Source organism: Pantanalinema sp. (assembly GCA_036704125.1).
Taxonomy (GTDB): Bacteria; Cyanobacteriota; Sericytochromatia; order S15B-MN24; family UBA4093; genus JAGIBK01.
The window spans coordinates 19,396-31,756 of sequence record DATNQI010000102.1 but is presented as its reverse complement, the minus strand read 5'-3'; the positions used below and the strand labels follow the sequence as shown (position 1 = coordinate 31,756).

Here is a 12,361-nt window from a genome sequence, read left to right as displayed (position 1 = left end):
GGATCCTGGGGCTCACGGGTCTGCTGCGTCGCCACCCGGCGGCCAGGTGACGCGGTTGGATCCCTCGACCAGGACCGGATCCGGATCGGGCGGGTAGCGCTCGACCATCCATGACAACGACAGCTCCCATCCGGCCCCGCCCCGAGGTAAAATCGTAATTTACGCAAGGAGAATCACATGCGGCTCGACATCATGCTTTTCGCCGTCCTAAAGGAGGCCCAGAGGGCCGAGCGCATCTCGCTCGACCTTCCTGCCGGCAGCACCGTCGGGGATCTCAAGGCGGCCGTCGCCCGGGAGTTTCCGTCGCTCGCCGCCTACCTTCCCAGCGCGCGCGTGGCCTCCGCTTTGCGCTTCGCTCCCGATCACCACGTCATCGGCGAGAGCGAGCCGCTCGCCCTCATCCCCCCCGTGAGCGGAGGCTAACATGTACCTCGTCACCTCGGATCCCATCGACGTCCATCAGGCCGAGGCCTTGCTCGCCGACCCGAGGGCGGGGGCCATCGTCACCTTCTGCGGGGTCGTGCGCGACCACAACGAAGGGCGTGAGGTCCTGCACCTCGCCTACGAGGCCTACGCCGAGATGGCCCAGGCACAGCTCGAGGGCATCGGCCGAGAGATCCTCGAGCGATGGGATGCCAAGCGCGTGGTGCTGATCCACCGGGTCGGCCGGCTCGCGATCGGCGAGGTCGCGGTGCTCGTGGGCGTCAGCGCCCCTCACCGCGGCGCGGCGTTCGAGGCATGCCGTCATGGGATCGACACCATCAAGCGGGACGTCCCCATCTGGAAGAAGGAGTACTTCGTGGGGGGGGAGACCTGGGTAGAGGGCTGCTGCCACCAGGACTAGCCGCCCTCGACCCCCCTTCCATGCGCCCATAGCGCCATCACCGCCTCTCCCCGCCCCCCGGTGGGGCGGGGGCGGGGGCGGGGGGATCTCATCGCTCCAAGTCTCGTTTGATCGGGTCGAATTCCCGGAAATACGCGAGCAAGCCACCCGAGAGACTCATGGCCTGCTCGCATCCGGCCGCGCGCAGCAGCGCGACCGCCTGAAGGCCGAGCTCACCGCGCAGGCAGCAGACGACCACCTTGCGGTCGGGCGGAATCCCGGGCAGCGCCGCGCTCAGCCGCGCATGCGGCACATGGAAGGCGCCCTTCAAAGCCGGAACCGCCGTGAGGCTCTCCCTCACGGCGATCACGACGACGTCCTCGAGGGCCTCGTGAAGCTCCCGCGCCGAGATCTCGTCATCGACGGGGATCGCAGGCGATCGCGCCGTCCTCGACCAGCGTCGTGATGCTGGGGCACTCTCCGCACAGGGCGCAGGCCGGATCGGCGGGCCACGCCGAGCACGTTCACCATCCTCGCCCTACCCTTGGCGTCAAAGCGGGTCAGTCCTTCAATCTCTCACTCCTCCAAGTCTCGGCGCGCCCCAAGGGTGGCTGCTCGCCAAGGCCGATGGGTCCCCGGGCCTCACCCTCGCCCGGGCACGAGAGGAGGCGAGCGATGCGCCAGGCGCAGGCTGAGCGCGAGGCAGAGCGCGGAGGTCGCGGCCAGGGCCAGGAAGCCCAGGGTGTAGTGGCCCGTCAGCTCGAGCAGGAGCCCGAGCACCAAAGGCGGGAAGAAGCCCCCGAGCCCGCCGAAGGCGCCGACCAGGCCGGTGACGGCGCCGGTCTCGACGGGAAAGTACTGGGGCACCAGCTTGAAGACTGCCCCGTTGCCGAGCCCCGCCGCGCACGCGAAGGAGAGGGCCCCCACCGTGAAGCTGACCATGCCCGAGGGAACGAGCAGGAAGCCCGAGAGCACGCTCACCGCGTAGACCCCGGCAAGGATGCGCGCGCCCCCCAGCCGGTCCGCGAGGTAGCCTCCGATCGGTCGGCAAAGGGTCGCCAGCAGCACGAAGCCCGCCGCCCGCATGCCCGCGTCGGGCAGCGCGAGGCCGTAGCGGGACGTCAGGAGGGTGGGAAGGTAGACCCCCAGGGCGACGAAGCCGCCGAAGGTCACGAAGTAGAACAGGCTGAGCAGCCAGGCCATCGGCGAGCGTCCCAGGATCGCCAGGATCTCGGCCAAGGAGCGCGGCACCCCCGGGCGCGCGTCGCGGGCGAAGCCCCAGAAGACGATCCCCCAGGCGAGGCTCAGCCCCCCGAAGAGCCAGAGCACCGACCGCCAGGAGCCGAGCGCCTCGGCCAGGCGCGGGGCGAAGAAGACCGCCACGCTCTGGCCGACGTTGCCCGCCCCGAAGATCCCGAGGGCCGTGCCCTGCTGCTCGGGGGCGAACCACTTGCTGGTGAAGGCGACCCCCACCGCGAAGGTGGTGCCCGCCATCCCGAGGAAGAAGCCCCACAGGAGCAGGGCCGGATAGGAGGCGCTCAGGGCGAGGCCCGCCGCGGGGATCAGCGTGAAGACGAGCAGCGCGGCCATCACCGGGCGCCCCCCGAAGCGATCGGCGGCGATCCCCATCGGCAGACGCCCGATCGCCCCCAGCAGCACCGGGATCGCCACCATCAGGGCCACCTGGGACTGGCTGAGCCCGAACGCGGTGCGCAGCAGGGGGGCGAGGGCCCCGAGCATGCCCCAGACCGCGAAGCTCACGGCGAAGGCCACGGTGGCGAGGAAGAGCTGGATGTTCCGGTTCGACATGGGGGCTCCTAGTCCTGGATGTAGCTCACCAGCTTCAGGTTGATGAGGGCGAGAACGGCCGAGGTGATGGCGGCAGGCCAGAGGATACCGGCCTGGCCGCCGAGGTAGGCGTCGATCCCCGTGATCACGAGGAAGAGCTGGATGATCCACAGCAACAGGACGAACAGGAAGATCCCGTCGACCAGCCAGGTACGCGGGGCGCTCATGCCTCGCCTCCGCCCACGGCGTACACCTTGCCGTTCGCGACCTCGAGCTGGATCCGCGGCAGCGGCCGCTGCGGCGGCCCCGCGAGCACGTCGCCGCTGCGGACGTCGAAGAAGCCCTCGTGGCAGGGGCACTCCAGCTTGTCGCCGTGTGCGGCGTAGAAGACGCTGCAGCCGAGGTGGGTGCACTTCTGGGAGAAGGCGTCGAAGGTCCCGTCCTCATGGCGGATCAAGAGGGCGTAATGCCCCTTGGCCGGGTACTCGAAAGCCAGGCTGCTCTTGGGGGGAACGGCGTCGATGGCGGCGATCGCGCGCCGTGGCGGGGCGGCGTGGGGGCGTCCGATCCCCGCGCGCAGCGCCATGAAGGTGCTTCCCGCGGCCATGGTGACGCTGCCCAGCGCCAGGTAGCGCGTGAACTCGCGGCGCGAGAGGTAGGAGGTCCGGCTCCAGTCCACGCTGAAGTCGGTCTTCCAGTGGGGATCCTCGGGCTTGCGGGTCATGCCGGGCCTCCGTTGCTCGGTGGCTCCACGTGGGAGAAGGGGTCGACGGAATCGTAGGTGTCGGGTTCGAAGCGCGGATCCGGGGTGTCCGCGAGGGCGACGTCTTGGACGTCCAGGCGATCGTGGGCCTCGTCGAGCACCATGAAGACCCGGGTGCGAACAATCTGGGCTCCGAAGCGGAACTCGTTCACCGGACGCCCCGAGCGCCGGGTCTCGAACTCCTCGCGGGTGCCGAAGAACAGGGCGTCCGATGGGCAGACGGTCGCGCACATGGGCTTGAGGCCCACCGACGTGCGGTCGTAGCACATGTCGCACTTCAGCATCTGGTCGAACTCGGGGTAGTAGCGCGGGACCCCGAAGGGGCAGGCGTTGACGCAGTTGGCGCAGCCGATGCAGCGCTCCTTGAGGCTCGACTGGACCACCCCGTCCTCGGTCCGCTTGATGGCGTCGGCGGGGCAGACCTGGGCGCATGTCGGGTTCTCGCAGTGCATGCACACCATGGGCACCGTCTGGGTCGAGGTGCCGCGATCCATGTACTCCAGGTGGATCATGGACCGGCCCCGGTGGGTGGCGCACTCGGAGCACCCCTGGAGGCACGCCTTGCAGCCGATGCAGCGGATGGGGTCGACGAAGAACTGGAGCTCCATCAGCGCGACGCCTCCTTGCGGCGATCGGCCAGGCCGAGCTCGAGCTGGATCGGCTCCTGGCGGTAGGCGTCGGCCTCGGCGCGCTCACCCCGCGCGACCTCCTCGGGCGTCGCGGGCTGAACGCGGCAGGCCGAGACCTTGTACTCGGGGATCTTGGAGACGGGATCGAGGGCGCGGTTGGTCAGAACATTTGCCGAGAGGTCGCCGGCCCAGTGGTAGGGGATGAAGACCGTGTCGGGTCGGATGGTCTTGACCACCTGGGCCCGCAGGGTGAGGCGGCCGCGGCGGGTCAACGTCGTCACCCACTGGCCGTCCTGGATCCCCAGGGCCTCGGCCAGGCGCGGGTGGAGCTCCAGGCGCGGGAAGGGGTACTGGTCGACCAAGGGCCCGATGCGCCGGGTCTGGGTGCCCGAGAGGTACTGGCTGATGACCCGGCCCGTCGTGAGCCAGAGGGGGTAGGCGTCATCCACGACCTCGGCGGGCGCTCGCCAGTTCACGACGTTGAAGCGGGCCCGGCCGTCGGGGTGGTAGAAGCGCCCCCCCTCGTAGAGCCGGGGGGTGCCCGGGTGCGCCGTGTCCAGCGCCCTCCAGTCCGGGGTCCGCTCGCCCTCCTCGGTGGTCTGGGGGCAGGGCCAGAAGATGCCCTGGTTCTCGACCACCTTGGCCCAGGTGATGCCCGAGTAGTCGGCGGTGCCCCCGCGCGAGGCCAGCCGCAGCTCGTTGAAGATCTGCTCGGCGTTCTCGTAGCGGAAGTACCTCCCCCGGCCGAGGCGCTCGGCGATGTCCAGGAGGATCTCCCAGTCGCGCCGGGCCTCCCCCGGCGGGGTCACGGCGGCGTTGATCTTGATCACCCGCCCCTCGGCCGAGGTCGCGGTGCCCTCGTCCTCCTCGTGGAGGCTGCCGGGGAGGACCACGTCGGCGTGCTGGGCCGTCTCGGACAGGAAGAAGTCGATGACCGTGTAGTGCTCGAGGCGATCGAGGGCCTCGCGGGTGAAGGTCGCGTCCGGCAGGCTCACCAGGGGGTTGAAGCAGATGCTGAGCAGCCCCTTGATCTCGCCCCGGTGGATGGCCTCCATGATCTCCTGGGCGGAGAGGCCCTTGCCCGGGATCTCCGCCTCGTCCACCCCCCAGACCCCGGCCACGTAGGCCCGGTGCTCGGGGTTGGTGATGTCGCGGTTGCCGGGGAGCTGGTCGCACTTGTGGCCGTGCTCGCGGCCGCCCTGGCCGTTGCCCTGGCCCGTGATGGTGCTGTGGCCGCAGCCCTCGCGCCCGATCTTGCCGGTGGCGAGCGCCAGGTTGGCGCAGGCCAGGACGTTGTCGACGCCCTTGCTCTGGTGCTCTAGCCCGCGCGCGTGAAGGATCATGGCCGTCTCGGCCTCGGCGTACCAGTGGGCGGCCTGCTCGATCTTGGCGGCGGGGACCCCGCAAAGCTCGGCCGCCCACTCGGGGGTGGCGTCCTTCACGCTCTCGGCGACCGCCTCGAAGCCCGAGGTGTGGTCCCGGATGAAGGCCGGGTCGGTGAGGCCGTCCCGGATCACCACGTGCAGCATGGCCATCAAGAGCGCGCTGTCGGATCCCGGGCGCAGGGGCAGGTAGAGGTCCGCGGTGCGGGCCCCCGGCACCATCCGGGGGTCCGCGACGATCAGCTTGGCGCCGGCGTCGCGGGCGCTCCAGATGTAGCGGGTGGTGATGGGGGCGCACTCGGCGACGTTGGAGCCTATCACGAAGATCGCCTTGGCCTTGGGGATGTCCGCCCAGGAGTTGCTCGCACGGTCGATCCCGTAGGCCTTCTTGTTGCCCGCCCCGGCCGAGACCATGCACAGGCGGCCGTTGTAGTCGAGGTTGGCGGTCTGGAGGGCCAAGCGAGCAAACTTGCCCACCAGGTAGCTCTTCTCGTTGTTGAGGCTCACCCCCGAGAGCATGGCGAAGGCGTCCTTGCCGTGGCGCTCCTGGATCTCCTTGATCTTGGCGACGGTCTCGCAGAGGGCCTCGTCCCACGAGATGCGCGCGAACCCTTCCGGCGTGCGCTTCATGGGAGTGAGCAGGCGATCCGGGTGGGAGCCCTGGAGGTATCGCTTGATCCCCTTCGGGCAGAGCTTGCCCTCGTTGAACGGGAAGTCCCGGGGCTCGAAGCCGACGACCTGGTTGTCCAGGACCTTGAGGGTGATCCCGCACTGCTGCCCGCAGAAGCAGCAGTGGGTATCGACCAGCTTGTCGGGGACCGCGTCGGTCCTGAAGCCCCCCGGCGGGGAGTACTTGAGGGTGGGGCCAAAGCGATCCTTCAGGCGCTCCGGGTCCTGGGGCAACTGAGCCATGGCGTTTACTCCCTCACACGAATCGCTTTCCGACGGTCTGGAACTGGTTGAGGGTCACGAGCTTGCGCCGGCAGGACGGGCAAACGTCCTGCCAGTTGCCGCCGCCCTCCTCGGCGTAGTCGAAGCCCAGCTCGGGCAGGAGGCGCTTGAGGTCGTCGCGCTGCATCACCGAGAGGTAGGGCTCCCGGCAGCGCGCGCAGCGCGCCTGCTCGCCCTCGGCCCCCGCCGCCTTGTAGAACCAGACGCCGAGGTTGGCGATGCGCTGGAAGATGTGGAAGAACTTGCCGAAGGGCAAGAACAGCAGCCACAGCATGACCGTCACCGCGTGGGTGGTGGTGATCCAGTAGTAGAACTTGCCGGCCATCCCCATGTTGGAGACGGTCAGCATCAGCCCCGTCACGCTCACGGCGAAGAGCAGCACCAGGGGGATGAAGTCGTTGTCGAGGCGCTGGGTCGAGAGCTCGGCCTCGTCCTTGAGGTGGCGCGGCAGGGCGATCGCGATCCCCGCGAGCACGAGCACCGCGGCGATGTCGAGAAGGTGGAAGATCACCCAGCCGACGAGCGATCGGGCCGCGAAGCCGAAGAGGGGCATGCGCGCGCCGAACAGGACCGGCATGTAGACGCTGGGGTCCGACACGGCGCTCTCGAAGCGGAGCCAGCCGAAGGTGAGCGGGAAGGTCACCAGGATCGCAAGCACGCACCCCCAGAAGATCAGCTGGTGCGCGAGCCAGCGCTGGTGGGATCGGCGGCGGATGAAGGTCTGAGCGACGAGCTTGTCGAAGGTCAGCCGGACGAAGAGGCCCATGTTGCGCAGGCGCTTGCCGGGGGCCCAGAAGAGCTGCCAGCCCCGCACCCAGTAGAGCCGGGTGGGGGGGCGCTGGAGCCAGACCACGTACCGGTAGACGATCCCGAAGAGGGCGAAGAGGGTGCTGAAGAGGTAGCCCGCAAGCGCGCCGTCGAAACCCCGGAGCCCCTGGGAGCCGAGGTAGACCAGGGCGCTCAGGACCGCGGAGAAGACGAGGCCCGCCAGGACTCCGCGTCCATCCAGGGTCGCGCTCATGAAGGGAACGGGGATGGCCCCGGCGGAAGCTGGGTTTCGCTCGGACATGACCCCTCCGGTATGACGCGATTCGGAAATGACTACGATGTGTACATGACGTAAAACTAGCAACAAGCAAGCATGACGTCAACCGTGTACGCTACGGACATGAAATCATCCAACTCCCATCCATGCCGATCGTGGCGGCATCATTTCCGCGCGACGCGCAGAGGAGGTCCTGTGATCCCGGTCGAAGAGGCTCGCCGCCTCATCCTGAGCACCGTTTCCCCCATGCCGGGCGTCCGAACGCCCCTGCTCCAGGCGCTCGGCCGGGTGCTGGCCGAGCCGGTCGACTCTCCCCACGCGCACCCCCCCTTCGACAACTCCGCCATGGACGGCTACGCCGTTCGCGCCGAGGACCTGGCGCTCGCCTCGCCCCACGCCCCGGTGCGGCTCAGCGTGCGCTCCGAGGTCGCGGCCGGCTGGACCGAGCCCCCGGAGCTCGCCCCCGTCACGGCCTGCCGGATCATGACCGGCGCGATCATGCCGAGCGGGGCCGACGCCGTGGTCAAGGTCGAGGAGACCCGGGAATCGGACGGCCACGTCACCTTCGCGCGCGGCGCCCGCGTCGGCCAGAACGTGCGCCTCCGGGGCGAGGACCTCACGGCCGGGGCGCGCGTGCTGGAGCCGGGCACCCTCCTGAACGCGGCCCGGATCGGCCTGCTCGCGGGGGTGGGGCGATCCCACGTGGAGGTCCACCCCGCCGTGCGGGTCGCCATCGTCGCCACCGGCGACGAGCTGGTGGAGCCCGGCTCCGAGCTCGCCCCGGGCCAGATCTACGGCAGCAACGCCTACGCCCTGGCCGGAATGGTCCTCGAGGCCGGGGCCGTCCCCGTCCTCATGGGAATCGCCCGGGACGACCGGCAGGCGACGCTGGAGCTCGTCGAGCGGGCCCTGTCGTGCGACGTGGTGATCACCTCGGGGGGCGTCTCCGTGGGGGCCTTCGACCACGTGGGCGAGACCTTTTCGCGCCTCGGTTCGGTCCACTTCGACCGGGTCGCCCAGCAACCCGGGAAGCCCTTCACCTACGCCACCCTCGCGGGGAAGCCCGCCTTCGGGCTGCCCGGCAACCCCGTCTCGGCCATGGTCGCCTTCGAGTACTACGTCCGCCCCGCCCTGCTCAGGATGATGGCTCACCCCCGCCCGGACCGCCCCACGGTGCGCTCGGTGCTGACCGAGCGCTGCTCCAAGTCGCCGGGCAGGACCGCCTTCCTGCGGGCCGTCGTCCGGCGCGAGGCCGACGGTTACCGGGCCACCCTGACCGGCCCCCAGGGCTCGGGCCGCATGACCTCCATGGCCGCGGCCAACGCCCTGCTGGTCATCCCCGCGGAAAGCGCGGCGGCCGAGGCGGGCGAAGCGTTCGAGACCCTGCTGCTGGGCGACTGAAAACCCCACGAGGAACCGTCACAGGTTGACGTGCTGCTGGCGGATGACGCGCTCGGCAAAAAGCGGGATGGAGCTGGGCTTGGCCCGGGCGGCCAGGAGGTCGAGCACCGCGCCCTCGACCTCGCGGCAGCGCGCGTCCCAGCGGCTCACCTGGGCCTCCTGGCGGCGGTCGAAGTCGCTGCCGCGCGGGGCGAGCCGGACATGAGGCACCTCGGTGCGCAGGGCGCGCAGGTGCGCCTTGCTCGAGACCAGGGCGAGGTCGGCTGCCGCGAGCACGGCGCGCTCGCCGCGCGTCAGGCGAGCCTCGGCGTCCGGGCAGTGGGCCACGACCAGCGCCTCGTCGCACGCCCCGATCAAGGAGGCGGCGTCCGGGTGAGCGGGGTCGAGCCAGAGGATGGGGGTCTTGAAGTCGAGGGTCCGGGCGATCGCCTGGACCCCGCGGCGCAGGCGCCAGCCCGAGAGGCCGCGAGGCGCCGGCGCGCGAAAGGGCGGGGTCCAGCAGTAGAGGTGGCTCGCCAGGCGCCTGGGACGGCCGCCGCTGGTCCAGCGCGCCACCCACTTGGCCCGGTAGCGGGCGTCGCCGAGGCGCGCGCAGGCCTGCAAGAGCGAGCACGGGCCGTCGATGAAGAGCACCCGGTTCATCTCGGCCAGAAGGCCCACGAGCGGTGCCCGTTCGGCCGCCCGTGGATCGTCCCAGTCGACCGCCGACAGGCAAATGATGTCGTGACCCGACAGCCGCATGGCCCAACCCTCCCGCTGCGTCGCCCCGCTCCGATTCCAGGATAGGGAAGGCTCGCGCCCGGCACTTCGTCCGCAACGGAGAATGGTTTGGGGGGATCGGTGCGGGGCTACGAGGGTCGCCCCACCAGGCGCTGGCGCGCCTCCAGGTGCACCATGAGCAGGGTCACGTCCGCGGGAGTCACCCCCCCCACGCGCGAGGCCTGAGCCAGGGTGCGGGGCTGGACCCGCGAGAGCTTGTCCTGGGCCTCGCGCGACAGGCCGATGATGGCCAGGTAGTCGAGATCCGCGGGCAGGGCCCGGTCCTCGAGGCGCTTGAGCTTCGCGATCTGCGCGATCTGGCGCTCGATGTAGCCCGCGTACTTGGTCTGGATACCCAGCTGCTCGACGACCTCGCGGGGCACCTCCTCGCTCGCACGCCCCGCGATCTCCCAGACCAGCCCCGCCGGCACCGGCGGCCTGCGGAGGAGCTCCTCGAGGGTGACGCTGCGCTCCAGGCGCTCCCCGCAGGCCGCCATCAAGCGCACGTTGAGGTCCTCGGTGGGCAAGAGCCGGGTCTGGCGCAGCCAGGCGCGCTCGCGCGCGATCGCCTCCTGCTTGGCGGTGAAGACGGCCCAGCGCCTCTCGTCCACCAGACCCAGCTCGCGGCCCAGCGGGGTGAGGCGCTCGTCGGCGTTGTCCTGCCTGAGGGTGAGCCGGTACTCGGATCGGCTCGTCAGCATGCGGTAGGGGTCGTTGATCTCCTTGGTCACCAGGTCATCCACCAGGGTCCCGATGTAGGACTCCGAGCGGGGGAAGACCACGAGCTCCTTGCCCTGGGCGTAGCGGGCGGCGTTGATGCCCGCCACCAGGCCCTGGGCCGCGGCCTCCTCGTAGCCCGAGGTGCCGTTGATCTGGCCCGCGGTGAAGAGGCCCGGCGAAAGCTTGCACTGGAGGGTCGGGTGCAGCTGGACGGCGGGGATGTAGTCGTACTCGACCGCGTAGCCCGGCTTGAGCATCTCGACCGCCTCGAGGCCGGGCATGGTGCGCAGCATCGCGAGCTGGACCTCGGCGGGCAGGCTCGTCGACATGCCCTGCACGTACCACTGGACGGTGTCGGCCCCTTCGGGCTCGAGGAAGACCGGATGGGTCTCCTTGTCGGGGAAGCGGACGACCTTGTCCTCGATGCTCGGGCAGTAGCGAGGCCCCACCCCCTCGATCATCCCGGTGAACATGGGCGACTGGTCGAGCGCGGCCGTGATCACCGCGTGGGTGGCGGGGATGGTGTGGGTCAGGTAGCAGGGGTGCTGGGGGGTGGGCTCTTCGGGGGGCACGAAGGAGAAGTGAAGATCGGGCGTCCCCCCCGGCGCGAGGGCCATGCGCTCGAACGAGAGGGTCCGGCCGTCCACCCTGGGCGGGGTGCCGGTCTTGAGGCGGCCGGTGCGCAGGCCCAGGGCGTGAAGGCTCGCGGTCAGGGCGTTGGCGGGGGCCTCGCCGGCGCGGCCGCCCGGATCGCTCGAGAGGCCGGTGAAGAGCTTGCCACGCAGGAAGGTGCCCGTGGTCAGCACCACCGCGCGAGCCAGGAGGCGCTCGCCCTCTTCGCTCACGAGCTCCACGCCCCCGTCCGGGGTGGGGACAAGCTCCGCGATCAGCCCCTCGAGGACCGTGAGGTTGGGGGTCGAGAGGACGACCTCCTGCATGGCCTCGGCGTAGCGCTTCTTGTCCGACTGGGCGCGCAGGGCCTGGACGGCCGGCCCCTTTGAGGCGTTGAGGACCTTGATCTGCATGGCGGTTCGGTCGGTGACGCGGGCCATCTCGCCGCCCAGCGCGTCGATCTCGCGGACCAGGTTGCCCTTGGCGGGGCCGCCGATGGCGGGGTTGCACGGCATGGTGGCGATGGTGTCGCGGCTGGACGTCGCCATCAGCGTGCGACAGCCGAGCCTGGCCGCGGCGATGGCGGCCTCGCAGCCCGCATGGCCGCCGCCGATGACGATCACGTCCCACTGCATCGCTCGTGCCCCCCTTGTGCCTCGCTTCGCCCGAAGAGGCCCATGGTAGCTGGAATCGAGGAATTCCAAAAGAGGCACGAGCGGCGTTGGCCAGATGAACGTCGCCGCGCCGCGCGATCCCCGCTAGGATCGGCCCCGGCAAAGGAGGCGACGATGAAGCGAACCGACCTGATCATCCTGGCGCTCTGCATCGTGGCCGGGCTCATGGGAGCGGGCCTCGGCAAGGCCCGCTCCGGGCTCGGGGGGGCCCCGCCCCCCGGGATCGCGCCGCTGCACGGCGCTTCGCGTTGACAAGCCCCTTGCCATGGCGTACAGTCACAAGAGGCAAATCAGACCTTTTTTGTCCGATTTACCCGGGCCCCGCGCCCCACTGCGTCATGCGAAGGTTTGGCACCGCGATGAAACTGACCAAAGCGACCGAATACGGAATCCTGACCCTGCTCTACCTGGCCAAGCAGCCTGAAGGGCAGCTCAGCGACACCGCGCGCATCGCCGAAGTCGAGCGCATCCCCTCCTCCTTTCTGGGCAAGCTGGTCCCCCTGCTCGTCAAGGCGGGCCTGGTGCGATCGCACCGCGGCTCCCACGGGGGGATCGCCCTGGGGCGACCGGCCGACACCATCACCCTGCGCCAGGTCGTCGAAGCCACCGAGGGCGAGATCGCGGTCAACGACTGCACCGCCTCGACCCCTCACGACTGCTTCCGCACCAGCTGCGCCGTCCAGGCCGCCCTTCTCGCCGCCCAGCAGCAGTTCATGGCGGCCCTCGAGGCCTACACCCTCGAGGGGCTGGCGCGCAGGGACGGCATCCGGCACGCCTCGTTCGATTTCGACCTGACCCCGACCCCATAGGAAGC

The 12,361-nt window shown here is 70.2% G+C and carries 14 protein-coding genes; 5 read left to right on the top strand and 9 right to left on the bottom strand.

Annotated elements, in window-relative coordinates:
- Positions 1–177: 177 nt before the first annotated feature.
- Together V6D00_16395 and V6D00_16390 are read left to right on the top strand one after the other, a co-directional pair.
- A complete protein-coding gene (locus tag V6D00_16395) occupies positions 178–423 on the top strand; it encodes a MoaD/ThiS family protein (protein HEY9900761.1) in 246 nt (81 codons plus the stop codon).
- 1 nt (position 424) lies between these two features.
- On the top strand, positions 425–844 hold the full coding sequence (locus V6D00_16390) for a molybdenum cofactor biosynthesis protein MoaE (GenBank protein ID HEY9900760.1): 420 nt from the start codon (positions 425–427) through the stop codon (positions 842–844).
- A gap of 88 nt (positions 845–932) precedes the next feature.
- Here the strand turns inward: V6D00_16390 and V6D00_16385 are convergent, their stop codons facing one another.
- From V6D00_16385 to V6D00_16355, 7 genes are all read right to left on the bottom strand, one after another.
- Positions 933–1,235 carry a rhodanese-like domain-containing protein gene (locus tag V6D00_16385; protein ID HEY9900759.1) on the bottom strand — a complete coding sequence of 101 codons (303 nt, stop codon included), beginning with the start codon at positions 1,233–1,235 and terminating at the stop codon, positions 933–935.
- A 230-nt stretch (positions 1,236–1,465) separates the two neighbouring features.
- A complete protein-coding gene (locus tag V6D00_16380; protein ID HEY9900758.1) occupies positions 1,466–2,632 on the bottom strand; it encodes an MFS transporter in 1,167 nt (388 codons plus the stop codon).
- An 8-nt stretch (positions 2,633–2,640) separates the two neighbouring features.
- On the bottom strand, positions 2,641–2,838 hold the full coding sequence (locus V6D00_16375; GenBank protein ID HEY9900757.1) for a DUF6755 family protein: 198 nt from the start codon (positions 2,836–2,838) through the stop codon (positions 2,641–2,643).
- Positions 2,835–3,335 carry a ubiquinol-cytochrome c reductase iron-sulfur subunit gene (locus V6D00_16370; protein HEY9900756.1) on the bottom strand — a complete coding sequence of 167 codons (501 nt, stop codon included), beginning with the start codon at positions 3,333–3,335 and terminating at the stop codon, positions 2,835–2,837. The genes V6D00_16375 and V6D00_16370 overlap by 4 nt, the downstream gene beginning before the upstream one ends.
- Positions 3,332–3,982, bottom strand: a complete 651-nt coding sequence (locus tag V6D00_16365; GenBank protein ID HEY9900755.1) for a 4Fe-4S dicluster domain-containing protein — start codon at positions 3,980–3,982, stop codon at positions 3,332–3,334. The genes V6D00_16370 and V6D00_16365 overlap by 4 nt, the downstream gene beginning before the upstream one ends.
- Positions 3,982–6,297, bottom strand: coding sequence for a molybdopterin oxidoreductase family protein (locus V6D00_16360; protein HEY9900754.1), 2,316 nt, complete (start codon positions 6,295–6,297; stop codon positions 3,982–3,984). Before V6D00_16360 ends, V6D00_16365 begins: the two co-directional genes overlap by 1 nt.
- A 13-nt stretch (positions 6,298–6,310) precedes the next feature.
- Positions 6,311–7,405 carry a hypothetical protein gene (locus V6D00_16355; GenBank protein HEY9900753.1) on the bottom strand — a complete coding sequence of 365 codons (1,095 nt, stop codon included), beginning with the start codon at positions 7,403–7,405 and terminating at the stop codon, positions 6,311–6,313.
- 171 nt (positions 7,406–7,576) lie between these two features.
- On the opposite strand from V6D00_16355, the gene glp reads away from it, so the two are divergent.
- Positions 7,577–8,782 carry a gephyrin-like molybdotransferase Glp gene (gene glp / locus V6D00_16350; protein HEY9900752.1) on the top strand — a complete coding sequence of 402 codons (1,206 nt, stop codon included), beginning with the start codon at positions 7,577–7,579 and terminating at the stop codon, positions 8,780–8,782.
- An 18-nt stretch (positions 8,783–8,800) separates the two neighbouring features.
- Here glp and V6D00_16345 read toward each other — a convergent pair whose 3' ends face one another.
- Both V6D00_16345 and mnmG read right to left on the bottom strand, forming a co-directional pair.
- The gene (locus tag V6D00_16345; protein ID HEY9900751.1) at positions 8,801–9,523 is read right to left on the bottom strand and encodes a hypothetical protein; all 723 of its coding nucleotides are present in this window, start codon (positions 9,521–9,523) and stop codon (positions 8,801–8,803) included.
- Between the two features lie 107 nt (positions 9,524–9,630).
- Positions 9,631–11,508, bottom strand: coding sequence for a tRNA uridine-5-carboxymethylaminomethyl(34) synthesis enzyme MnmG (mnmG, locus tag V6D00_16340; protein ID HEY9900750.1), 1,878 nt, complete (start codon positions 11,506–11,508; stop codon positions 9,631–9,633).
- A 153-nt stretch (positions 11,509–11,661) separates the two neighbouring features.
- On the opposite strand from mnmG, the gene V6D00_16335 reads away from it, so the two are divergent.
- Together V6D00_16335 and V6D00_16330 are read left to right on the top strand one after the other, a co-directional pair.
- Positions 11,662–11,799 carry a hypothetical protein gene (locus tag V6D00_16335; protein ID HEY9900749.1) on the top strand — a complete coding sequence of 46 codons (138 nt, stop codon included), beginning with the start codon at positions 11,662–11,664 and terminating at the stop codon, positions 11,797–11,799.
- A 107-nt stretch (positions 11,800–11,906) separates the two neighbouring features.
- Positions 11,907–12,356 (top strand): Rrf2 family transcriptional regulator, encoded by a 450-nt coding sequence (locus V6D00_16330; protein HEY9900748.1) that lies wholly within the window; start codon positions 11,907–11,909, stop codon positions 12,354–12,356.
- Positions 12,357–12,361: the final 5 nt, after the last annotated feature.

Bases quoted from the DNA above. Each gene is read 5' to 3' on its own strand.
- V6D00_16370 (HEY9900756.1), bottom strand. From the start codon at position 3,335: ATGACCCGCAAGCCCGAGGATCCCCACTGGAAGACCGACTTCAGCGTG.
- V6D00_16375 (HEY9900757.1), bottom strand. From the start codon at position 2,838: ATGAGCGCCCCGCGTACCTGGCTGGTCGACGGGATCTTCCTGTTCGTC.
- V6D00_16360 (HEY9900754.1), bottom strand. From the start codon at position 6,297: ATGGCTCAGTTGCCCCAGGACCCGGAGCGCCTGAAGGATCGCTTTGGC.
- V6D00_16380 (HEY9900758.1), bottom strand. From the start codon at position 2,632: ATGTCGAACCGGAACATCCAGCTCTTCCTCGCCACCGTGGCCTTCGCC.
- mnmG (HEY9900750.1), bottom strand. From the start codon at position 11,508: ATGCAGTGGGACGTGATCGTCATCGGCGGCGGCCATGCGGGCTGCGAG.
- V6D00_16355 (HEY9900753.1), bottom strand. From the start codon at position 7,405: ATGTCCGAGCGAAACCCAGCTTCCGCCGGGGCCATCCCCGTTCCCTTC.
- V6D00_16390 (HEY9900760.1), top strand. From the start codon at position 425: ATGTACCTCGTCACCTCGGATCCCATCGACGTCCATCAGGCCGAGGCC.
- V6D00_16330 (HEY9900748.1), top strand. From the start codon at position 11,907: ATGAAACTGACCAAAGCGACCGAATACGGAATCCTGACCCTGCTCTAC.
- V6D00_16345 (HEY9900751.1), bottom strand. From the start codon at position 9,523: ATGCGGCTGTCGGGTCACGACATCATTTGCCTGTCGGCGGTCGACTGG.
- V6D00_16395 (HEY9900761.1), top strand. From the start codon at position 178: ATGCGGCTCGACATCATGCTTTTCGCCGTCCTAAAGGAGGCCCAGAGG.
- V6D00_16365 (HEY9900755.1), bottom strand. From the start codon at position 3,982: ATGGAGCTCCAGTTCTTCGTCGACCCCATCCGCTGCATCGGCTGCAAG.
- V6D00_16335 (HEY9900749.1), top strand. From the start codon at position 11,662: ATGAAGCGAACCGACCTGATCATCCTGGCGCTCTGCATCGTGGCCGGG.